The organism is Nonomuraea sp. NPDC049695, from assembly GCF_040674955.1.
In the GTDB taxonomy this organism is placed as follows: domain Bacteria; phylum Actinomycetota; class Actinomycetes; order Streptosporangiales; family Streptosporangiaceae; genus Nonomuraea; species Nonomuraea helvata.
The window spans coordinates 52,851-74,468 of record NZ_JBFANV010000012.1; the positions used below are offsets into that span (position 1 = coordinate 52,851).

Consider the following 21,618-nt stretch of genomic DNA (forward strand, 5'->3'; position numbering starts at 1 on the left):
ATGCGTCTTGTGAAGACCGGGCCCGACCCGATCGCCGGCGCGCTCGCCGCCGACCGGCTCGGCGCGCCCTCGGTCGTCTACTTCGTGCTCTCCGCCGCCGCACCGCTCACCGTCGTCGCCGGGGTGGTCACCACCGCGTACGCGGTCACCGGGATCACCGGGCTGCCCATCGCGTTCCTGGTGGTCGGGGTGGTGCTGGCGGTCTTCGCGGTCGGGTACGTGGCGATGGCCCGGCACATGGCGAACGCCGGCGCGTTCTACACCTACATCAGCCGCGGCCTGGGCCGGCCCGCGGGCATCGCGGCCGCCTGGGTGGCGTTGATCGCGTACAACGCTCTGCAGGTCGGCCTGTACGGCGCGTTCGGGACGGCGGCCACGCCGCTGATCGAACGGTGGCTGGGCGTCACGCCGCCCTGGTGGATCATCTCGCTGGTCGCCTGGGCCCTGGTCGCGGCCCTGGGCATGATGCGGGTGGACGTCAACGGACGCCTGCTCGCCGTGCTGCTGACCGCGGAGGTGGCGGTCATCCTGCTGTTCGACCTCGCGGACCTGGCCAACCCGGCGACCTCCGGGTTCTCGGCGGAGACGCTGTCACCGAGCGCGCTGTTCGCGCCCGGCGTGGGGGCGCTGCTGGTGATCGCGACGCTGGGGTTCGTCGGGTTCGAGTCGTCCGTGGTGTTCTCGGAGGAGAGCCGGGAGCCGCGCCGTACCGTGCCGCTGGCCACGTACTCGGCGGTGGCGATCATCGCGGTCGTGTACGCGCTGTCGTCGTGGGCGATGACGGTCGCCACCGGACCCGCGAACATCGTGGCCACGGCCAGGCGCGACCAGGCCGACACCATCTTCCAGCTCGCCGGCGCGCACCTGGGCGGCGCCGTGGTGGACGTCGCCCGGGTGCTCTTCGTGACCAGCCTCTTCGCGGCGATGATCTCGTTCCACAACACCACCGCCCGCTACTTCTTCGCGCTCGGGCGGGAACGGGTGCTCCCGTCGGCCTTCGGCAGGACGAGGGCGCGCAGCGGGGCCCCCAAGGCGGGCTCGATCGCCCAGAGCGTGTTGGGGCTGGTCGTCATCCTGGCCTACGCGCTGCTGGGGCTCGATCCGCTGGTGCAGCTCTTCTTCTACGGCGGCTCGTTCGGCGGGTTCGGCGTGCTGCTGCTGGTCTTCGTGACGAGCATCGCGATCATCGTCTTCTTCGCGAGGGAGCCGAGCGGCGAGACGTTCTCGCGGCGGGTCGCCGCGCCCGTGCCCGCCGCCCTGGCGCTGGCCGTGATGGTGTGGCTGGCCGTGGAGAACTTCGGGGCGCTGCTCGGCGTGCCCGAGGGCGATCCGCTGGCGTGGATCCTGCCCACGGTGTACGGCGTGGCCGCGGTGATCGGGGTGGTGTGGGCTCTGGTACTTCGCGCCGGACAGCCCGCCGTTTACTCCCTGGTGGGAATGGGCGCCAAGGCGGCGATCCGGGATGGGGTGTGACACGATGGCAGAATCCTGGACGATGCGGCCGGTCATCCGGCCGGCGACGGCCGACGACGCGGGGAGGGTGGCGGAGCTCATCGCGACCGCGTTCTCCGGACTGAGGGCGATCCACTACCTCGTGCCCGTCCGCAGGGAACGTCACCAGGTGATGACCGCCAACTTCCGGATCCTCGTCGACCACGCCGTCGAGCACGGCGAGATCCACCTCGTCGACGACGGGTCCGCGGTCGCGGTCTGGTTCCCCCACACCGCGCCGTTGCCCGAGCCGCCCGACTACGACCGGCGGCTGGCCGAGGCCACGGGCCATTGGGCCGAGCGCTTCCGGGTGCTCGACGCGCTGTTCGCGGCGAACCATCCCGCGCAGCCGTACCACCACCTGGCCTTCCTGGCGGTCCACCCGAGCTACCAGAACCAGGGGCTCGGTTCGGCGCTGCTGCGGCACCAGCACGCCCGGCTGGGCGGCGTGCCCGCGTACCTGGAGGCCAGCGACCCGCGCAACCGCGACCTGTACGCGCGCCACGGCTACCGGGCGCGGGAGCCGTTCGCGCTGCCGGACGGGACCCTGTTCTGGCCGATGTGGCGGCCCGCGGACGGGTAGCCCCGCCGCGGGGCCTTCCCACGGTGGTGGTTACTGGCGGGTCTGCCGGAGCGTGACCGTGTAGGTGTACTTCGTCTCGTCAGTGCCCGAGATGATGGACACGTCGTCGGCGTGCTGGCCGGTGGAGAGCCCCCGGCAGGTGGACTCGTACGCCGTCGCCGAGCCGAGGCTGTCGCCCTCCCCCACGATGGGCGGGGTGACCTCGCGCAGGTTGAAGCGCACGTTCCCGCTGTCCAGGACGAGGAGCGTGGTCGGGTTGCCGAAGTCGGCGCCGTCCGCCGAGTCACCGCTCTTCATGGTGTGGAACTTGTCGCCGAACTTCGGGAACAGGTTCCCGTCCACCTTGAAGCGGAGCTCGTCCTTCCCGTCCCGCTCCGCCACGTTGTTGGCCACGATCTTGTGCAGGTCCACGCGGCATGACGCGGGCGCGGCCTGCGCCGGGATCGCGGCCAGCGCCGCCGGCGCGGCGAGACCGGTGGCCAGTGCGAGCCCGGCGATCAGCTTGTGAGAGCGCATGCTGTCTTCTCCTTGATGTCGGTACGCCTCGCGGCCCTCGCGAAGCGCGGCATCAGGCTGCGGCGGGCATCGTGAGCGCATCGTTAAAGCCCAGGTCAGTCATGTACGGCACGCGCCATCCGCGCCTTTTTCCACAGCGGTGCGCCAGCTGCGCGCCTACTCTCCTGGGTCCATGGGAGACTCGCTGACCCTGCTCCTGCTGGGGACGCCCGACCTGGCCGTGGGAGGGGCGCCCGTGGGCATCCGTTCCGCCAAGACCCGGGCGCTGCTCTGCTACCTGGCCGCCGCGCCGGGCCCACGCCCGCGCGCCGAGCTGGCCGCGCTGCTGTGGGGCGAGCGCCCCGACGTCAACGCCCGGGGCAGCCTGCGGCTCGCGCTGTCCGAGCTGCGCAAGGAGGTGGGCGGCTGGCTCGACATCACCCGCGAACACGTGAGCCTCCGCGCCGACCACGCCTGCTTCGTGGACCACCGGCGTCTCACCCAGGCGCCGACGGTGGCGGAGGCGCTGCGGCTGTGGCGCGGCGACTTCCTGGACGGCGTCTCCTTCGGTGACGCGCCGGGCTTCGCCGACTGGCTGGACTCGGAGCGCCGGCGGGTGCGGCTGCTGCTGCGCGGGCTGCTCGTCCACTCGGACGCCTCCTGCGCCTCCGGGTCCTCCGGCTCCTCCGGCTCCTCTGAGGACGTGGTACGGCTGGCGCGCATCGTGGCCGGGCTCGATCCGTACGACGAGGAGGCGCATCGGCTGCTGATGCGGGCCCTGGCCGGCGCGGGCAACCGGGCGGCGGCCCTGACCTGCTACGACGAGCTACGCCGCCGGCTGACCGCCGAGTTGGGCGTCGAACCCGCGCCGGAGACCCTGGAGGTCAGGCGGCAGCTCGTGCCCAGGGCGCTGCCCACCCCGCGCGTGGCGCTGCCCGTGCCCGGCACGGAGCTGATCGGCAGGGACGCCGACGTCCGGCGCCTGCGCGCGCTGATGGCCCGCGAGCGCCTGGTCACCCTGCTGGGACCGGGCGGGATCGGCAAGACCCGCCTCGCCATCGCCGCCGCGTCGAGCGCCCCCGGCCCCCACCCGGCCCGGGGGGACGGTGGGGTGCTGGCGGGTTGCGGGCGGGATGTCGCGTTCGTGTCCTTCGCGGGTGTGCGGCCCGAGGCGGCCGTCACCACGCTGGCCCGCCGCCTCGGCGTGGACCTCTCGCCGCCGCGCCCCGCCACGGAACTCCTCCTCGCGGCCCTCGCCCACCGCGCGACCCTTCTCGTGTTCGACAACCTCGACCACCTCCCGGCCTTCGACCGGGTCATCGGCGAGATCCTCCGCACGGCCTCTGCGGTGCGGATCGTGGCGACGAGCAGGCGCCGCCCGGACCTGCCCGGCCAGGCGATCGTCCAGGTGGAGGGGCTGCCGGGACCGGCCGCCGAGGCGCTGTTCACCGCGCGGGCGCTCAGGGCGCAACCGTCGTTCGACGCGGACCGCGAGGCCGCCGACGTGGCCGCGATCTGCGCCGTCACCGGTGGACTCCCGCTGGCCGTCGAACTCGCGGCCGGTCTGCTGCGCGCCATACCGTGCGCGGAGCTGGCCCGGCGCCTGAGCGCCGACCCCGGTGCCCTGCTCTCCACCGCCGGACCCGCCGCCAGACCACGGCACGCCGGCATGCGTACGGTGTTCGACACCTCCTGGCGTCTGCTGGACCCGGCCTGCCGGTCGGCGCTGGCCGCGCTGTCGGTGTTCGGGGGCGGGTGCACGTTGCGCTCGGCCTTGGAGGTGGCCGCGACCACCCCGCAGGTGCTGGTCCGCCTGGTTGACCAGAGCATGATCCACCTCACCCCGTCCGGCCGGTACGCCCTCCACCCGCTCATCCAGCAGTTCGCCGCCGCGCACCTGCGCGAGGACCCTGCGGCTCACCGGTCCGTACGCGAGCGGCACGCCGCCCACTTCGCCGGGCTGCTCGACCACCACGCACCCGCCCTCCACGACGCTTCGGACACGGAGGTGACCCGCGTGCTCGGGGCGGAGACGGACAACATCCGCCTGGCCTGGGCGACGTCGGGCGAGCCGCGGTTCCTCGATCGCTACTGGACGCTCTGCCTGCGGTTACGCCTCTATGAGGAGTCGGCGGCCATCGTCCGGCGCCACCTCGCGCGTGGAGCGCAGGCGCCGCACCTGCGTGCCCGCTGGCTGCGGATGGCGGGGGTGAGCGCGTACCAACTGGCCAGGGTGGCGGAGGCCACGCAGTTCGCCAGGGCCGCGCTCGACGCCCTCGGCGAGCCGCTCCCCGCCTCACCGACCGGCCTCGCCACCGCCACGCTGACCGCCGCCGCACGGCAGGCCGTTCACCGCGTCGTGCCCTCCCGCCTCTCGGACGCGGCCGGGACGGAGGCCGCGCAGGCGCTCGCTCTGCTGGCCAGGCTCGCCTACCACGAGCAGGACCTGCCCACGATGCTGGCCGCCTCGCTCCGCCAGCTCAACGCCGCCGAACGGACGACCGACCCCTCGTTGCGAGCCGAGGCGTACGCGAACTTCGCCACGATCGCCCGCATAGCCGGCCGCCACCGCGTCGCCCGCCGCTACGGCGCGCTCTCCGACACCGCCCTGGCCGAGATCCGGCACCCCACGGACGCCGCGAACCGCGCCAGGCTGGCCAGGGGGCTCGACCAGCTCCATGCGGGCGCGTTCGAGAGAGCCCGGCAGTCCTTCGCCGAGGGCCGGGCCAGGACCCTGGACCCCCGGATGGCGGAGAACTGCGCCGGCATGCTCGCGGAGACCGCCCTGTGGCAGGGGGACTTCGCGGCGGCGGCGGACCTGTTCGCCGAGACGGAGGAGCTGGCGGTCCGCCGGGTGGGCGGAGACGACATCGGCCGCCACTGGTGCCTGACCGGCCGGGCCGAGGCGCTGCTGCGGATGGACGGAGTGGCTCCGGAACGGATCGCGGAGGTGCTGGCGGCCGCCCGCGCGTCCACGGACCGCCGCCGCACGTACGAGAAGGAGCTGGGCCTGCGGGACGGGCCGGTCACGCGGGCGATCCAGGAGATGCGCCTCATCACGGCATCCGCACGACTGGACCTTCGCGCCGCTGACACCGGCCGGAGTGCGGCGCGCGACGCGTTGGCGCGGGCGCTAGGGCTGGCGCGGGGGTTGCCGTCGGCGCAGCGCGGGATGCTGGAGTGCTGGACAGGGCTGGCCGAGCTGCTCTGGTCGCTCGACCCCCGGCCGGACCGGGCGACGACGCGGCAGCTCCACGCCCACCTGGCCGCGTACCTGGCGCGGCACCCCGGGGCCGCGGCCCGCATCGGCTGGTCCCGCGCCCTCGTGCTGGCCGCGGCGGGCAGGGAGAAGGCGGCGAGGAGGGCGGCAGCGCAGGCCATGGCCGCCGCGGAACGCCTCGCCACGCCGTACGACCATCAACGGGCAGCGTGGCTGGCCACCTAGTTCGACGCGAAAGCGCAGGTCATACGAGGTATTGGGGTTGCCGGGCGGCACCGGGTACGGTCGGGACCATGCACGCGTACCGGACCGGATTCGTGGCGTTCGCCACGCTGGCCGCACTGGCCGCGTGCGGTGGTGCCACGCCCAGCGCGCCGGAGGCGGCGCTGCCCGCGTCGCCGTCCGACAGCCCAGAGCCCACGGAGCAGCACGGGCAGGCGCTGGCCGGCAAGATCGTCGTGATCGATCCCGGCCACAACGGCGGGAACGCCGCGCACCCCAAAGAGATCAACCGCCAGGTCGACATCATCACCGGCAGGAAGGCGTGCAACACGACGGGCACCGAGACCGATGCCGGATACCCCGAGCACGCGTTCACCTGGGACGTCGCCAGGAGGCTCAAGCCGATCCTGGAGAAGATGGGCGCCAAGGTCGTGTTCACCCGGCCCAACGACAAAGGCGTCGGCCCGTGCGTCACCGAGCGGGCCGCCATCGGCAACGAGGCCAGGGCGGACGCGGTCCTGTCGATCCACGGCGACGGCGCCGCGCCGGGCGGGCACGGCTTCCACGTGATCATGCCGGGGCTGGTCGAGGGTCACAACGACGCGATCATCAAGCCGTCGCGCCGGCTCGGCGTGGCCGTCAGGAACGCCTACCACGCCGGCACGGGGCTCCCGTACTCCACCTACACCGGCACGGACGGGCTGCAGACCCGCACCGACCTGGGCGGGCTCAACCTCTCCACGCGACCTGCGGTGTTCATCGAGTGCGGCAACATGCGCAACCGAGGGGACGCCGCCAAGATGTCCGACCCCGCCTTCCGCGAGCGGATGGCCAAGGCACTGGCCGGCGGGCTCAGGAAGTACCTGAGCTAGCGGCCCCGTACGCGCGCAGGAACGCCGCGACGGCGGCCTCGGAGAGCCGCTCCAGGTCGGCTTCCGTGTAGTGGTCGCCGCCTCCCCAGAACATGACCTTGTTCACCGGGATCCACAGCAGCAGGCCCACGAAGTGCTCGGCGGTCAGCTGGGGGTCGTCCAGGCGGAGCAGCCCGCGCTCCGCGAGGCGTTCGAAGGCGGCGGCCAGGGTCTTCAGCGAGCGCTCGAAGCCCTGCTGGTACCAGGTCCGGCCGAGATCGGGGAAGCGGTCGGCCTCGGCGATGATCAGCCGCCGCAGGCGGAGCACGTCCGGCCGCATGAGCGCGTCGAGAAACTGGCGGGCCAGCTCGCCGAGGTCCTTCTCCAGGTCGTGGCTGTCGTCGAGGGCCGCCGCGATCATCTTGGCCAGCCCGCCCACCTGGGCCGTCGTGTCGAGGATGATGCTGGTGAACAGCTGCTCCTTGTCGGTGAAGTGCTTGTAGACGGTCTGCTTCGAGACCGCCGCCAGCGCCGCCACCTCGTCCATGCTCGCGCCCACGTAGCCGTTGCGCAGGAAGACCGGCCGCGCCGCGTCCATGATCTGCCTGCGCTTGCGTGCCGTGCGGCCGTCCTCTTCCGGTGCCATGACCACCCTTTCGCGCTCCGACAGAAAAGAGTACTAGACAGTTCCGTACTGATGTCAGTACTGTACCGTCTAGTTCCCGAGCTGGACAAGGACAGAGACTATGAGTGATCTTCAGAAGCAGGTGCAGGAAGCCGCGGACAGGCTCGTGGAGTCAGGTGACGAACGCGGGCTCCAGGTGGCCGTCTATCGAGACGGCGTTCAGGTCGTGGACGTGGTGGCAGGTGTGGCCGACCCCGGGACCGGGCGGCCCGTGACGTCCGGCACGCCCTTCTACAACTACTCGATCGGCAAGGGCGCCACCGCCACCGTCGCGCACATCCTTGCCGAGAGAGGGCTGTTCGGTTATGACACGCCGGTGGTGGAGCTGTGGCCGGAGTTCGGGCGGCACGGCAAGCAGGGCGTGACCGTACGGCATGTGCTGTCGCACACGGCGGGCGTGCCCGGCGTGCCGCTCGACACGACGCCCGAGGACGTCTGCGACTGGGACAAGATGGTCGCCGCGCTGGAGGACGCCGAGCTGTGGTGGGAGCCGGGCACCAAGATGGGCTACCACGCGTACACGTTCGGGTTCCTGGTCGGCGAGATCGTCCGCCGGGTCACCGGCAAGCCCATCTCGCAGGTGCTGCTCGAGGACGTGGCGGGGCCGCTGGGCGTGGCCGACGAGCTCTACTTCGGGATGCCGGAGAAGGAGCACGCCCGGCTGGCCAGGCTGGAGGACGCGCCGGTGGACATGTCGGCGTGGGGTGAGATGCCGGCTGACCTGCCGATGTTCAAGGCGGGGCCGATGAGCCTGATGCCGACCGCCGACCTGGGCAACCGGCCCGACTACCTGTCCGCCGACATCCCCGCGGGCGGCAAGACCTCGGCCAGGGCCATCGCGCGGATGTACGCGGCGCTGCTCGGCGAGGTGGACGGGACGCGGCTGATCTCGCCCGAACGGCTCCGCGAGGCGACGGCGGTGGCCTCCAGCGGGATCGACGAGGTGTTCGGCATGCCTTCGGCCTGGGGGCTCGGGTACGGCATCGGCGCCCCCGACTCGACGGCCGAGGCGACCCCGACGGTCTTCGGGGTGCCGGGCGCGGGCGGCAGCGCGGCCTGGGCCGACACGGCGACCGGCACCGCGTTCGCCCTCACGAAGAACCGGCTCACCAACGACTTCGCGGCCGTCTCCCTGATCAGCGCCATCATCAAAGCCGCCTGACGAGCTCCCGCCCCTCTTCAAGGGGCCGTCGCGCCCGTCCCTTCAAGGGACGGTCACCACTGACCGCCGTCGGCGTCAGCCGTCGCGGCAGAGCGGTTTGCCGCCCACCACGCAGGCGATGTCGTCGAGCTGGCAGCTCAGCAAGGTGCCGTCCATGCCGAGCACGAGCACGAGATCGCGCCTGGACGGATGAGCCAGCATGACCCTGCCGACCACGCCATTATCCAAGATCACGGTCGGGCGGCCTGCCGCGTTGTCCATGCCCTCGTGACTCCTCTCAGCTGCGGAACGGAATCCGTTCCCCACCAGGATGCACAGGTGTGTGTCATGAGCGCATCGGTCATCCGGCTCAAATTCCGTCCCTGGGTAGGAATGGTCATGGAAGACTGGCTTCAGCAGGGGTTACGGAGGTAGTGATCTTGCACACCTGGCTTACTGATCGGTTCGGCCTGAAGGTGCCGGTGGTGGGCGCCCCGATGGCGGGCGTGGGCGCGGGCCGGCTGGCCGCCGCGATCTCCGAGGCCGGGGCACTGGGTGTGATCGGGGCGTCCGCCGCTGTCACGGGGGAGTGGATCGCGAAGGAGGCCGCCGTCGCGGGCGGCGGACCGTACGGGATCGGGCTCATGGCCTGGGCGCTGCCCGGCAACCCGGCCCAGTTCGACGCCGTGCTCGAGCTCCGCCCCGCGATGGTCTCCGTGAGCTTCGGGCCGTACGCGCGCTACGTCGAGGAGCTCCGGCAGGCGGGCATCACGGTCGTCACCCAGGCGGGCACCACCGACGAGGCCCGCGCCGCCGAGCAGGCCGGGGTGGACGCGGTGGTGGCGCGCGGGGCCGAGGCCGGCGGGCACGGGCGCGACGAGGTGGGCACCCTGCCGCTGCTGCAGAGCGTCCTCGACGCGGTGCGGATCCCGGTGCTCGCGGCGGGCGGCATCGCGAACGCGCGCGGGCTCGCCGCCGTGCTGGCCGCCGGCGCCGCCGGGGCGTGGGTGGGCACGGCGTTCATGGGGTGCGTGGAGACCGCGCTCTCCGCGGCGGCCGGTGACCGGTTGCTGGCCGCGGAGGAGACGGGCACCGCGTACGGCCGGGTCTTCGACATCGCGCAGCGCCTCGGGTGGCCGCCGGAGTACGGCGGGCGGGCGCTGCGTAACGAGTTCTTCGACCGTTGGGCGGGCCGGGAGGACGAGCTGGCCGCGGACGACTCCGCTCGCGCCCGGCTGGAGGAGGCGCGGCGCGAGGGGGACTTCGACACCGCCTACATTTACGCGGGGCAGGGAGTGGGGATGGTGCGCGAGCGGCGCACGGCGGCCGACGTGGTGGCCGACTTCGCCGCCGCCGAGCGGCTCCTGACCCGCTTCACGGCTCCCGACGCCTGACCTGCCGTCGCAATAAACGAGAACGTGTTCTGTTTCGGCTTCCGTTCCGTTTGGAGCGTTCTTCGCCTTATTCAAGCGTCTGGCGGCTGAGCGGCGAGTAGTATGGCGCTCGAGTCGTGCGCGCAGAAGGAGACGGCCCCCCCGTGACCGAGCTAGAACGCGTTCCGCCTGGCGTGGACCCGACTGTTCCCAGCTCCGCTCGGGTGTACGACTATCTGCTCGGCGGCAAGGACCATGTCGCGGTCGATCGGGCCGTGGCCGAGAGCCTGCTCGCGGTGGCCCCGGAAACACGCATGGTGGCCAGGGCGAACCGCAGGTTCCAGGTCGAGGCCGTCCGTCATCTGGCGCAGCAGGGCGTGCGGCAGTTCATCGACCTGGGCACCGGCATCCCGACCTCGCCCAGCATCCACGAGACCGTCCGCTCCGTGGACTCCTCCTGCCGGGTGGTCTACGTCGACTACGACCCGGTGGTGCGGCTGCACGCCCAGGTGCTGCTGGCCGACTCGCCCGGCGTCGCCAGCATCCAGGCCGATCTGCGCCGTCCGGCGGACGTGCTGGCCGACCCCCATGTCAGTGACCTGATCGACTTCGGCCGGCCGGTGTGCGTGCTGCTGGTCGGCGTGCTGCACTACGTGATGGACGAGGAGGATCCCGAGGGCATCGTGGCCGCGTTCAGGGAGCGCATGGCGCCGGGCAGTCACCTGGTGCTCACCCACGCGATGGCGGAGAGCGACCCCGAGGCCATCGCCCAGCTCACGAAGGCGACGGCCGGCACCCCCGCGCAGGCGCGGTTCAGGACGCGGGAGGAGGTGCTGCGGCTCTTCGACGGGTTCGAGTTGATCGGGCCCGGCCTGGTGCCGGTCCAGGACTGGCACCTCGGCGAGGAGCCCCACATCCCCCTGCTGGACGACATGTCGCGGCTCCGCATCGAGGGCGGGGTCGGCCGGCTCAGAGCTTGATGCCCTCGATGATCTTCGCCAGCTCGGGTACGAGGGGCGTGCTGGCCATCACGGTGACGACGACTCCCTTGCGCTCGACCCAGCCCGCGTACCGGCCGTCGCCCAGCGCGCCGTCGCCCTCCTGGGTGAGCACCTGACGATTGCCGATCTTCACGGTCTTCGTGTCGCCGGAGAACGTCCCCATGTCGAACGGCCCGTTCTTGAGCTGGGCCAGCTTGCTCGCCTTCGACCAGCACACCACCCTGACCCACAGCGACCGCTGCTTGGGGTCCGCGTTGGGACGGTCGTCCCCCCACTGGTAGCTGTACTCGGTGATGCCGTGGTGCTTGCTGACGAGGACTCCGCCGTACGTGAAGCCCTTCGGGATGTGGTTGACGCGGACGCCCCTGATGGCGGTGGCGCCCCTGGGCGGCTGGTCGACCTTGCTGTCGGACGACTGCTTGACGTCCGCCTGGGTCGGGGTGGGGCAGGTGGGGCGCTCCGCGGCCTGGGCCGGGAGCGCCACCAGAGCCGCGGCGACGGGGAGGGCGGACAGAGCGGCGAGCCGCTGAATCTTGTTCATGTGGAGGTTGGATGCGACCAGGGTGAGAAAGGTTCAGTAGCTCTTGAGCGTGATGTCGGTCGCGAACTTGTCGGTCAGCTTCATCATCAGACCGAGCAGGAAGCTGTACTTGAACATCCAGTTGCGCATCCGGAGCCTGGCCGGGGTGCCGGGGGCGAGGAAGGGGCCGGCGTTGCCGCTGTCAGCCACCTTGGCGTACCCGCGCATCTGCGTCTCGTACTGTGCGAAGGCCACGCGATGATCGCCGCCGGCCGAGGCCAGTTCGCCCGCGAGCACGTACGCGCCGACCATGGCCAGGCCCGTGCCGAAGCCGCCCAGGGTGTTGCCGTACGCGGAGTCGCCGAGCAGCACCACGCGTCCCTGGCTGTAGCGGTCGATCGCGACCTTGCTGATGGAGTCGAGATAGACGTCCTGGGAGCGGCGCACCTCCTCCATGACCGCCGGGACCTTCCAGCCCATGCCCGCGTAGGCGCGGGCCAGGATGTCCTTCTGCTGCCGCATGTCGTACCGGTCGTAGTCGAGGCGCTCGGAGGCGAAGACGAAGAACGCGGGCGCCTTCGGGCCGCCCACGGCGGCCATCCTGCCGGGCTCGTTGTACATCCTCGGCACCGCGCCGAAGGCGGCGGGCACGTCGACCAGGGCGTAGTAGTGGCCGAGGAACTTGACGTAGTCGGACTCCGGGCCGAAGGCGAGGCGGCGGACGTTGGAGTGGATCCCGTCCGCCCCGACGACCAGGTCGAACGTGCGGGGGGCGGAGCGCTCGAAGGTGACGTGGACGCCGCTGGGGGTCTCGGTCAGAGAGGTGATCGAGTCGCCGAAGATGTACTCGCAGTACGGCGCCGTCTTCTCGTACAGGAGCCGGGTCAGGTCGCCGCGCCTGATCTCGATGTCGCCGCCGGTGAACTCGCCGGGGATGACCGCCAGGCTGTGGCCGTTCGCGTCGACGATCTCCTGGTCGGCGCCGCCGGTCTGGAGCGCCTTGACGTCCTCGAGTATCCCCATGCGGGTCAGGACGGTGCGGTGGGTCTCGCCCTTGAAGTCGACCGCCTGCCCGCCCAGGCGGAGGGCCGGGGCCTTCTCGACGACGGTGACGTTGAAGCCGTAGCGGGTGAGCCAGTGAGCGAGGGCGGGACCGCCGATGCTGGCGCCGGAGACGAGGACGTTGGTGTTCTTCATGCCCCGTAGCTTCACGGGCGGCGCTGACAGCGGGGAGACCACCGGCTGACAGCCGCGCCCGGACCTGTCAGCGCCCCCTACCCCAGGACGGCGAGCGCGTCGTCCCTGCTCATCGAGGCGCCCTTGGAGAACGCCGCCGCGAACCCGTCCGGCCCGAGTACCTCCGTGGCGGCGGCGGCGATCCTGGCGACGTCCCGATCCCCGGCGACGGCCATGCCCCGTAGCGCCACGCCCACGCCGAGCAGCAGCGCGGCCCGCTCCGCCGGATCCCCGTCCTCCGCCGCCGCGCCGTCCAGCAGCCACCGGCCCGCCAGGCCCTCCGCGGCGCAGGCGAGGTCGATGGTCAGCGGCGACCTCACCGCCAGGTCCACGGCCTCCGCGTGCCTGCGCGCGGCCTCGCCGGCGTCCCCGCTCGCCTCGGCCAGGCGGCCGAGCGCCGTCAGCACGTGCGACCTGGCCCCGTGCGCCTTGAACAGGTCGATCCCGGAGGCGGCGAGCGCGGCGTCCAGGTGACGGGACGCCTCCGCCAGGTCGCCCTCGTGGCGGGCGATCTCGCCCTGCCGTAGACGTACGTGCGCCATCAGCTCGGGCCGTCCGAGCCGGCGCGCCAGATCCTCTGCCCGCTCGCAGTCGGCGCGGGCGGCCCGGAGGTCCCCGGCCCGCCAGTGCGCCTCGGCCCGCCGGATCAGCACGTCCGCCAGCTCCTCCAGCGCCCCCAGCTCTTCGAGCAGGCGGACCCCCTCCTGCCACAGCCCCATGGCGCGGCCCCACTCACCGCGCCAGCTCGCGATCAATCCGAGCAGGTCGAGTCCCTGCGTCATCCCCCAGCGCTCGCCCAGCGCGCCGAACTCGGCGAGCATCGACTCCAGCTCGCGTTCCGCACCCGCGACACCGCCGCCCATCAGCGCCAGCAGTGCGCCGCTGAGCCGATCGAGCGCCCTGCTCCACGGATCGGGCCCCATCACATGCCCGGACACCGGCTCCCCGGGCTCGGGCGGCCCGGCGAGCATCCCCCACAGCGCCGGCCCGAACCGGCACCGCATCGGCCGGTCGATCGCGTGGAGGACCGCCCGGGCCTGCTTCCAGTGCGGCGACCCGGTGTCGGGTACGGCGTGCAGCACCACCAGCACGTACTCTTCCGCCGGCTCGGGTCCTATCGCGTCAAGGAGCCGCTGGGCATGCTCGGTCGCCTGGCCCCGCCGCCCGCTCAGCCACCAGTACATGGCCAGCGCCCCCACCAGCCGCGTCGCCGTCGGCCTGTCGTGCTCCACGCTCCACCGCAGCGCCGCCTGCAGGTTGGCGTTGTCGGCCGAGAGTAGGGCCAGCCACTGGAGCTGCTCGGCGCTGTAGAGATGGCCGTCGGCGCGGTACGCGAACTCCAGGAACCAGGCGGCGTGGGCCGCCCTCAGCCGTTCCTCCTCGCCCGCCTCCGCCAGGCGCTCCGCGCAGAACAGGCGGATGGTGTCGAGCATGTGATAGCGCTCGCCGTCCGTCTCGACCAGCGACTTGTCCACCAGGTCGGCCAGCGGCTCGGCGCTGTCGGGTCCGCAGACCCGTTCCACCGCCTCCAGGCTCGCGCCTCCGGCGAACACGGAGAACCTCCTGGCCAGCGCCTGCTCCTCGGCGTCGAGCAGGCTCCAGCTCCACTCCACGACCGCGTGCAGCGTCTGGTGGCGCATAGGCGCGGTACGGTCACCGCGCGAGAGGAGCCTGAACCGGTCGTGCTCGGCCAGCCGGGTGGCGATCTCTTCCACCCCGAAGGTACGGGTCCGGGCCGCCGCCAGCTCGATGGCCAGGGGCACGCCGTCCAGCGCCGCGCAGATCCGGAGGACGGCGTCCAGGTTGCCGGGCCCGACCGCGAACCCCTGCCGCACGGCCGCCGCCCGTTCGGCGAACAGCTTGACGGCCGGGTCGGTGGGCAGGGGCGCCAGCGGGACCAGGTGCTCGCCGGTGATGCCCAGGGGCTCCCTGCTCGTGGCGATGACCGTCAGGCCGGGGGAGGCGGCGAGGAGGCGGCGGGCCAGCGCGGCGACCTCGGAGAGCACGTGCTCGCAGTTGTCCAGGACGAGGAGGAGGTCCTGCTCGGCCAGCGCGGCCAGCAGGCGTTCCGTGGGGTCGGGGAGCCCGCGCAGCGCCGACTCGCGCAACCCGAGCGCCGCAAGCACCGCTCCGGCCACCTGCCCGGTCCCTTCCACCAGGGACAGGTCCACGAAGCATGCCTCCCGGTCGTCACGGGTGGCGGTCTCGATGGACAGGCGGGTCTTGCCGATGCCGCCGGGGCCGACCAGCGTCACCAGGCGGGCGCCGCGCAGAGCGGCCAGCCGCGCGAGCTCCTCCTCCCGCCCGACGAGCCGGTTCAGCTGGGCCGGGGGCGCGACCCGCCGGACCTGGTGCCGGTCGGCGCGCAGGATCGCCAGGTGCAGGTCGGCCAGCTCGGGCGAGGGGTCGGTGCCGAGCTCGTCGGCGAGCAGGCGGCGCGTCTCGTCGAAGACCGCGAGCGCCTCGGACGGCCGCCCCGCCGCCTCCAGCGCGCGCATGAGCAGCCCGCGCGGCCGCTCGCGCAGCGGATGCGCGGCCACCAGGTCCTGGAGCGCGGCCACCGGGCTGCCCTCCGGCAGGCCCAGCTCGGCCTCCATCAGGTCCTCCACGGCGGACAGGCGGAGCTCCTCCAGGCGGAGCGCCTGCGGTCCCGCGAACGGCGCGTCGGCCACGTCCGCGAGGGCCGGTCCCCGCCACAGGTCGAGAGCCTCCCTGAGCGAGGAGGCGGCCCCCGGGAAACGGCCGGCCGCCAGCAGCCTGCGTCCCTCGCGGGACAGCCGCTCGAACCGGTGCGCGTCCACGTCGTCCGGCGCGACCGCCAGCCGGTACCCCGCCCCGTGGAACTCGATCAGACCGGCGGGCAGGCTCCGCCTGAGCCGGGAGATCTGCGCCTGGATGGCGTTGCCGGCCTCCGCGGGCGGCCGGTCGCCGTACTGGCCGTCGATGAGGCGCTCGACGCTCACCATCCGCCCGGCGTCGATCAGGAGCAACGCGAGCAGGGCACGCGGACGCGGGCCGCCGATGGTCAGAGGGTCGCCGTCGGGGGAGCGCACCAGGAGCGGGCCCAGGATGCCGAACTGCACGCCCCCGATTGTCCCCCAACTGACCTCTAAAAACGGAATTATCGGTATACCTACCGATGCATATACGTATTTCCCAGTCGGGAGTGACCGTTTAGCGTCGCGGCATCAAGGCGCAACAGTACTGCTAGCTTCCCACCCCCCAATCTCCCCGCAAGTCCCGCCGCCGAGGCGATCCCCGTGCGGCGCGCGGGCCGTCGTGCGCTCACGAAGCGTGCCGACCCCCGAGGGAGAACGTCGAAAGGAGCAGCACAGCGTGAAACGTAAAGCCTTACTCGCGGCGGTCGTCGGCGTGGCCACGGCCGCGGCACTGGCCTTACAGGCGCCACCTGCCAACGCCGCACCTCCCGGAGCAGCCCCGCAGAAGCAGACCACGCGAGCAGGCGACCCCGCGTCGCTCGCCGCGCAGGTCGCGGACAAGGCCGTCTCCAGCCAGCTCGACGAGCTCACCAGAGGGCCGGACGAGGCCTACAGCCGCGTGGCGGTCACCCCGGGCGCGGCCGACATGTACTACGTGTCGTACGAGCGCACGTACAAGGGCCTGCCGATGGTCGGCGGCGACGCCGTCGTGGTCACCGACGCGGCGGGCAACGTCAGGGACACGGTCTCGGCGCGGGGCCCGAGCCCGAGCGACGTGCCGACCAGGGCCACGATCAGCGCCGGACGGGCCACCGAGATCGCCAGGACCAGGCTCACCCGCGTGGACGACACCGCCGCGCCCCGCCTGGTCGTGCTGGCCTGGGGCGAGAAGCCGAGATTGACCTGGGACGCCATGGTCAGCGGCATCGCCGAGGGCAAGCCGAGCATCCAGCACGTGTTCGTGGACGCGCGTACCGGCGAGATCGCCGACTCGTACGACCTGGTGCGCGAGGGCAGCGGCAACGGTTACTACTACGGCCAGGTGACCATCGGGACGAGCGGATCCGGCAGCTCGTACTCGATGACCGACACCAGCAGGCCCGGCATCCAGTGCGGCGGCCAGAACGGCAGCGCCTACACCGGCACGGACGACGCCTGGGGCAACGGCTCGGGCACCAACCTGGAGACCGCCTGCGTGGACGCGCTCTACAGCGTGCAGCGCGAGTGGGACATGCTGCGTGACTGGCTGGGCCGCAACGGCATCAACGGCAGCGGCCGCGGCTTCCCGGCCCGGGTCGGGCTCGCCGACGTGAACGCCTACTGGAACGGCAGCTACACCAACTTCGGCCACAGCCAGGACAACGCCCGCCAGGCGACCAACATCGACGTCGTGGCGCACGAGTTCGGCCACGCGGTCTTCCAGACCACGCCGGGCGGCGCCGGATCGGGCAACGAGAACGGCGGGATCAACGAGGGCACCGGCGACATCTTCGGCGCCCTGACCGAGGCGTACGCCAACAACCCCAACGACCCGCCCGACTACCTGGTGGGCGAGGAGGTCAACCTGGTCGGCGACGGGCCGATCCGCAACATGTACAACCCGAGCGCGCTCGGCGACCCGAACTGCTACTCCTCCTCGATCCCGAGCACCGAGGTGCACGCCGCGGCAGGCCCGCTGAACCACTGGTTCTACCTGCTGGCCGAGGGCAACAACCCCGGCGGCGGCAAGCCGTCCAGCCCGATCTGCTCCGGCGGCCCCTCGTCGGTCACCGGCGTCGGCATCCAGAACGCCGGCAAGATCTACATGGGCGCGCTGGCCCGCAAGACCTCGTCCTGGCGGTACACGAACATCCGCGCCGCCTCGGTCGCGGCCGCGATCGAGCTGTTCGGTGCCAACAGCGCCCAGTGCAACACCACCAAGGCGGCGTGGAGCGCGGTCAGCGTGGCGGCGGCGTCGGGCGAGCCCGCGTGCGGCACGTCGACCAGCGACTTCTCGATCTCGCTCAGCCCGACGTCCGGCAGCGCGGCTCCCGGAGGCCAGGCGACGGCCACGGTCGGCACGCAGACCACCTCCGGCAGCGCCCAGACCGTGAGCCTGAGCGCGTCGGGTCTGCCCAGCGGCACCACGGCGAGCTTCAGCCCGTCGTCGGTGACATCGGGCAACTCCTCGACGCTGACGCTCTCGGTCGGTTCGTCGACGGCGGCGGGGACGTACAACATCACGGTCACCGGAACCGGCTCGACGACGCACACCGCGACGTACGCGCTCACCGTCAGCTCGAACCCGCCGACGCGTGACTTCTCGATCTCGGCGAACCCGACATCCGGCACCGTCCAGGCGGGCTCGGCGGCGACGACCACGATCGGCACGACCACCACGGCGGGCACGGCCCAGACAGTGAACCTGTCGGCCGGCGGCCTCCCGACGGGAGCCACGGCCGCGTTCAACCCGGCCTCGGTGACCTCGGGCGCGTCGTCAACGCTGACGATCTCGACCGCGCCCACCACACCGGCCGGCAACTACACCGTCACGGTGACCGGCACGGGCGTGACGGCGACGCACACGGCGACGTACGCGCTGACCGTCCAGAGCACCTCGGGCGGCAGGACGTTCACCAACGACACCAACTACACGATCGACGACTACGACACCATCGACAGCTCGATCACCTCCACCGCGACGGGCACCGCGACCTCCCCGGTCAAGCTGTCCATCACGATCAGCCACACGTGCGCGGAGGACCTCGACATCTGGCTGCGCGGTCCGAACGGCACGTGGTACGCCGTCGACAGGTACGGCGGCACCACCTGCACGCAGTACGGCACCAGGACGTTCTCCGTCCCGGTGAGCCAGCAGGCGGCGGGCACCTGGATCCTCGAGATCGAGGACGTCTACCTGGGTGACACCGGCTACCTGGACACCTGGAGCATCACCGTCTAGCTCTCCACGAGCCCCGGCCGGTCGTCCGGCCGGGGCTCCCGCACGTCCGCCCTCGTGCGCACGCCGAGCTTGCGCAGCACCTTGGCCACGTGCGTGTCCACCGTCCGGCGTGACAGGAACAGCACCTCGGCGATCTCCCTGTTGGTCCGCCCGAGCGCGACCAGCCTGGCCACCTCGCTCTCCCGCGGCGACAGCACCCCGCTCGCGCCTCTGCGGCCCTTGCGCCGCGCCGCGCTCGGGCCGATCTCGCGCAGAAGGTGGCGGCAGCGGGCCGCGTCGTGCGTGGCGCCGAGCGCCGCGTACCGCTCGCCCGCGTCGGCGAGCAGGTCGGCGGCCCGTTCCCGGTCGCCGAGCACGAGCCGGGCGGCCGACTCCGACTCCGCCGCCCTGGCCGCGCCGTACGGCCGCGGCATCGCCTCGTACGCGCCGCGAGCCCTGGCGTAACAGTGCGCGGCCTCGTCGGCGTCCTGGGCCAGCGCCCCTCTGGCGGCGTCGAGCCCGGCCTCCGCCGACGGCGCGTTCCTGCCCTCGATCCCGGCGGCGAACTCGGCCACCAGGCCCGCCGCCTCGTCCCGCTTCTCCGCCATGAGCAGCGCGCCCACGGCTGCGGGCACGAGCTGGTCGCCCCACACCCACACGCTCTTGCGCCGTAGTTTCTGCACCGCCAGGTCGGCCTCGTGCAGCGCGGACTCGAGCGAGCCGTGGGTCAGGTGCAGCTCGACGAGCCCGCTGGAGGCCGCCGCGGCGACGGGCAGGAAACCCGAGTCCAGGTCCCGTACGCCGGCCGCCTCCAGGTGCTCGCCCGCCTCGTCCCATTCGCCCCTGGCCAGCGCCAGCATGCCGAGCGTCAGCCGGGCGTCGACGGCCAGCAGCGGCGCCTCGAAGGTCATCTCGACGGCTGCGACGGCGCGCTCACGCAGGCCCTTCCAGCGGCCGGTCAGCAGGTCGAGCCTGATCGACGACATCTCCACCAGGAACTCGGGATAGAGCGCGCCGGTCTCCTCCGCGATGCGCCTGCTCTGCTCCGCGAACCGCTCGGCCGCCGCGTAGTGGCCCAGCGCCACCGCGGCGTCGTACAGGTTGGAGTAGCCGCGCGCGACCTGTCGCCGCACCGCCGGGGCCGGGTCGTCGACCGGCAGCGCCGCCACCAGCTCGAACGCGTCGGGCGCGCCGACCAGCATGGCGATGCTGACCTTGTTGGCCAGCACGGCGGCGGTCAGCTCGGGGTCCTGGTCCTCCTCGAGGAGCTTCTCGGCCTCGTCCATCCACTCCTGGTGCACGGAGAGCGGATCGCCGCCCCAGGCGGGCATCGCCAGCAGGGCGAGGCCGCGGGCGGCGAGGCTCGGGCTGTCGTGCAGGTCGGGGAGCGCGGCCAGGATCTCCTGGCGTCCCGCGGCCACCGCGCCCGCCTGGTTGGACAGGAGGATGCCCAGGTTGAGCCGGGCCTGGCCGCGTACCTGCGGGGACAGGAAGTCGTCCTTGAGCAGGTGGCGCAGGATGCGCACGACCCGCCGGTGGGACAGGCCGATGGCGGCGAGCCTGCTGAGCCTGAGCGCCAGCGGGCCGCGGGCGTCACGGGGCAGCTTGGGGTCGGCGAGCAGCCCTTCGAGCACCTCGACGGCGAGCGGGATGTCGCCGAGCGCGGCGGCCCGGTCGGCGGCGGCGCTGCCGTGGCGCTGCCATGCCGCGAAGTCGCCGGCGCGGCGGGCATGGTGGGCGAGCTGGACGAGGGGCGGCGGGTCGAGCGTGGACAGCGCGGCCATGGCCCGCTGGTGGATCAGCCGCCGCTCGGGGCCGGGGATCGTGTCGTAGACGGCCTGCCGGGCGAGGGTGTGCCGGAAGCCGTACTGGCCGTCGGGGTGCTCGAGCAGCACGCCCGCCTCCAGTGCCTGGCCCAGCCCGGTGTCGGACGCGGCGGTGTCGGACGCGGCGGGGACGGAGACGGCGGCGATCAGGGGCTCGTCGGCGGGCAGCCCCAGGACGGCGGCGGCGCGCACGGTGCTCAGCGCGGCCGGCGACAGCCCGGCGAGCCGCTCGGCCATGGCCTCGCGGAGCAGCAGCGGCACGGCCATGCGATCGAGCGCCTCCGGCTCGGGTAACCGGCCCTCGTCGTCGAGCAACGAGCGCACCACCTCCTCGATCACGAACGGCACCCCCGCGGTGCGTTCGTGCAGCTTGGCGGCGAACTCCGGGGTCGGCGCCGAGCGGCCGAGCAGCGCGCCTGCCAGGCTGCGCACCCCCTCGACGTCGAGCGGCGTCAGCGAGATCACCTCGCCGCGCACCCCGGGAGCCCGCCGGTACGCGTGCCCGAACGGGAGCCCAGGCACCGGCAGCTCCTCCCTCCGGAACGTCACCACCAGCGCCAGCCCGTCCGGCGGCTGGTCGGTCAGGAAGCGCAGCAGGTCACGCGTGCCGTCGTCGGCCCAGTGCAGGTCCTCGACCACCAGCACGACGGGACCCGCGGCGGCCAGCAGCGCGTGGACCGCGCGGAACAGCCGATGCCGCTCCGCCCGCGGATCGTCGAGCGGCCCCGGCGACGGTGCGGGCGGGAGGCGGTCCGCCAGCTCGGGGAGGTAGCCGCGCAGGGCCCCGGTGAGCGGGCCGAGCCGGTCCTGGGGCGGCAGCGCCGCGGCGACGTGCCGCAGCGCGTCGAACACCGGCCCGTACGGGAGCGGCTCGCGGATCTGGTGGCAGTGGCCGAGCAGCACCGTGCGCTTGCCGCCGCGTTCGCGCAGGGGGTCGATGGCCGCCCTGACCAGCCTGGTCTTGCCTATGCCCGCCTCGCCCTGCACCTGGATGACGGAGGGCGGCTCGGTGATGGCGCCGTTGAGCAGCCGCAGCTGGGCGTCGCGCCCGATCAGTGCGGGAGAAGCCGCGCTTGCCATCGGGGTCTCCGTAACAGTGCAGGTTTACTCCCTTT

At 72.7% G+C, this 21,618-nt stretch carries 15 protein-coding genes; 8 read left to right on the forward strand and 7 right to left on the reverse strand.

Annotated elements, in window-relative coordinates; all coding sequences use genetic code 11:
* Positions 1 to 1,473 (forward strand): APC family permease, encoded by a 1,473-nt coding sequence (locus tag AB0J64_RS13595; protein ID WP_364025453.1) that lies wholly within the window; start codon positions 1 to 3, stop codon positions 1,471 to 1,473.
* A gap of 4 nt (positions 1,474 to 1,477) precedes the next feature.
* On the forward strand, positions 1,478 to 2,074 hold the full coding sequence (locus tag AB0J64_RS13600) for a GNAT family N-acetyltransferase (protein WP_364025456.1): 597 nt from the start codon (positions 1,478 to 1,480) through the stop codon (positions 2,072 to 2,074).
* A gap of 30 nt (positions 2,075 to 2,104) precedes the next feature.
* Here the strand turns inward: AB0J64_RS13600 and AB0J64_RS13605 are convergent, their stop codons facing one another.
* Entirely contained in the window at positions 2,105 to 2,590 is a 486-nt protein-coding gene (locus AB0J64_RS13605; protein ID WP_364025459.1) for a hypothetical protein, read from the reverse strand.
* Positions 2,591 to 2,762: 172 nt separating this feature from the next.
* On the opposite strand from AB0J64_RS13605, the gene AB0J64_RS13610 reads away from it, so the two are divergent.
* Both AB0J64_RS13610 and AB0J64_RS13615 read left to right on the forward strand, forming a co-directional pair.
* Positions 2,763 to 6,014, forward strand: a complete 3,252-nt coding sequence (locus AB0J64_RS13610) for a BTAD domain-containing putative transcriptional regulator (protein WP_364025462.1) — start codon at positions 2,763 to 2,765, stop codon at positions 6,012 to 6,014.
* A gap of 68 nt (positions 6,015 to 6,082) precedes the next feature.
* Entirely contained in the window at positions 6,083 to 6,883 is an 801-nt protein-coding gene (locus AB0J64_RS13615) for an N-acetylmuramoyl-L-alanine amidase (protein ID WP_364025465.1), read from the forward strand.
* Here AB0J64_RS13615 and AB0J64_RS13620 read toward each other — a convergent pair.
* Positions 6,864 to 7,508, reverse strand: a complete 645-nt coding sequence (locus tag AB0J64_RS13620) for a TetR/AcrR family transcriptional regulator (protein WP_364025468.1) — start codon at positions 7,506 to 7,508, stop codon at positions 6,864 to 6,866. The genes AB0J64_RS13615 and AB0J64_RS13620 overlap by 20 nt on opposite strands.
* 100 nt (positions 7,509 to 7,608) lie before the next feature.
* On the opposite strand from AB0J64_RS13620, the gene AB0J64_RS13625 reads away from it, so the two are divergent.
* The gene (locus AB0J64_RS13625) at positions 7,609 to 8,709 is read left to right on the forward strand and encodes a serine hydrolase domain-containing protein (protein ID WP_364025471.1); all 1,101 of its coding nucleotides are present in this window, start codon (positions 7,609 to 7,611) and stop codon (positions 8,707 to 8,709) included.
* A gap of 75 nt (positions 8,710 to 8,784) precedes the next feature.
* Here AB0J64_RS13625 and AB0J64_RS13630 read toward each other — a convergent pair whose 3' ends face one another.
* A complete protein-coding gene (locus tag AB0J64_RS13630) occupies positions 8,785 to 8,970 on the reverse strand; it encodes a hypothetical protein (protein ID WP_345000866.1) in 186 nt (61 codons plus the stop codon).
* Between the two features lie 152 nt (positions 8,971 to 9,122).
* Between AB0J64_RS13630 and AB0J64_RS13635 the strand changes: the two genes are divergently transcribed.
* Positions 9,123 to 10,082: a nitronate monooxygenase gene (locus AB0J64_RS13635; RefSeq protein WP_364025474.1), complete on the forward strand. Its 960-nt coding sequence runs from the start codon at positions 9,123 to 9,125 to the stop codon at positions 10,080 to 10,082.
* A 143-nt stretch (positions 10,083 to 10,225) separates the two neighbouring features.
* The gene (locus AB0J64_RS13640) at positions 10,226 to 11,041 is read left to right on the forward strand and encodes an SAM-dependent methyltransferase (protein ID WP_364025477.1); all 816 of its coding nucleotides are present in this window, start codon (positions 10,226 to 10,228) and stop codon (positions 11,039 to 11,041) included.
* Here AB0J64_RS13640 and AB0J64_RS13645 read toward each other — a convergent pair.
* The 3 genes from AB0J64_RS13645 to AB0J64_RS13655 form a co-directional block, all read right to left on the reverse strand.
* Complete coding sequence (locus AB0J64_RS13645; protein WP_364025480.1) at positions 11,031 to 11,603, reverse strand: hypothetical protein; 573 nt, start codon at positions 11,601 to 11,603, stop codon at positions 11,031 to 11,033. The genes AB0J64_RS13640 and AB0J64_RS13645 overlap by 11 nt on opposite strands.
* 33 nt (positions 11,604 to 11,636) lie before the next feature.
* Positions 11,637 to 12,779 carry an FAD-dependent monooxygenase gene (locus tag AB0J64_RS13650; RefSeq protein WP_364025483.1) on the reverse strand — a complete coding sequence of 381 codons (1,143 nt, stop codon included), beginning with the start codon at positions 12,777 to 12,779 and terminating at the stop codon, positions 11,637 to 11,639.
* Between the two features lie 77 nt (positions 12,780 to 12,856).
* Positions 12,857 to 15,901, reverse strand: coding sequence for a BTAD domain-containing putative transcriptional regulator (locus AB0J64_RS13655; RefSeq protein ID WP_364025486.1), 3,045 nt, complete (start codon positions 15,899 to 15,901; stop codon positions 12,857 to 12,859).
* A gap of 253 nt (positions 15,902 to 16,154) precedes the next feature.
* On the opposite strand from AB0J64_RS13655, the gene AB0J64_RS13660 reads away from it, so the two are divergent.
* On the forward strand, positions 16,155 to 18,698 hold the full coding sequence (locus tag AB0J64_RS13660) for a M4 family metallopeptidase (RefSeq protein WP_364025488.1): 2,544 nt from the start codon (positions 16,155 to 16,157) through the stop codon (positions 18,696 to 18,698).
* Here AB0J64_RS13660 and AB0J64_RS13665 read toward each other — a convergent pair.
* Positions 18,695 to 21,583 carry an AAA family ATPase gene (locus AB0J64_RS13665; protein WP_364025491.1) on the reverse strand — a complete coding sequence of 963 codons (2,889 nt, stop codon included), beginning with the start codon at positions 21,581 to 21,583 and terminating at the stop codon, positions 18,695 to 18,697. The genes AB0J64_RS13660 and AB0J64_RS13665 overlap by 4 nt on opposite strands.
* Between the last annotated feature and the right edge of the window lie 35 nt (positions 21,584 to 21,618).

Excerpts from the sequence above, each read along its gene's own strand:
- AB0J64_RS13610 (WP_364025462.1), top strand. The coding sequence starts at position 2,763 with ATGGGAGACTCGCTGACCCTGCTCCTGCTGGGGACGCCCGACCTGGCC.
- AB0J64_RS13625 (WP_364025471.1), top strand. The coding sequence starts at position 7,609 with ATGAGTGATCTTCAGAAGCAGGTGCAGGAAGCCGCGGACAGGCTCGTG.
- AB0J64_RS13600 (WP_364025456.1), top strand. The coding sequence starts at position 1,478 with ATGGCAGAATCCTGGACGATGCGGCCGGTCATCCGGCCGGCGACGGCC.
- AB0J64_RS13665 (WP_364025491.1), bottom strand. The coding sequence starts at position 21,583 with ATGGCAAGCGCGGCTTCTCCCGCACTGATCGGGCGCGACGCCCAGCTG.
- AB0J64_RS13630 (WP_345000866.1), bottom strand. The coding sequence starts at position 8,970 with ATGGACAACGCGGCAGGCCGCCCGACCGTGATCTTGGATAATGGCGTG.
- AB0J64_RS13615 (WP_364025465.1), top strand. The coding sequence starts at position 6,083 with ATGCACGCGTACCGGACCGGATTCGTGGCGTTCGCCACGCTGGCCGCA.
- AB0J64_RS13645 (WP_364025480.1), bottom strand. The coding sequence starts at position 11,603 with ATGAACAAGATTCAGCGGCTCGCCGCTCTGTCCGCCCTCCCCGTCGCC.
- AB0J64_RS13605 (WP_364025459.1), bottom strand. The coding sequence starts at position 2,590 with ATGCGCTCTCACAAGCTGATCGCCGGGCTCGCACTGGCCACCGGTCTC.
- AB0J64_RS13650 (WP_364025483.1), bottom strand. The coding sequence starts at position 12,779 with ATGAAGAACACCAACGTCCTCGTCTCCGGCGCCAGCATCGGCGGTCCC.
- AB0J64_RS13620 (WP_364025468.1), bottom strand. The coding sequence starts at position 7,508 with ATGGCACCGGAAGAGGACGGCCGCACGGCACGCAAGCGCAGGCAGATC.
- AB0J64_RS13595 (WP_364025453.1), top strand. The coding sequence starts at position 1 with ATGCGTCTTGTGAAGACCGGGCCCGACCCGATCGCCGGCGCGCTCGCC.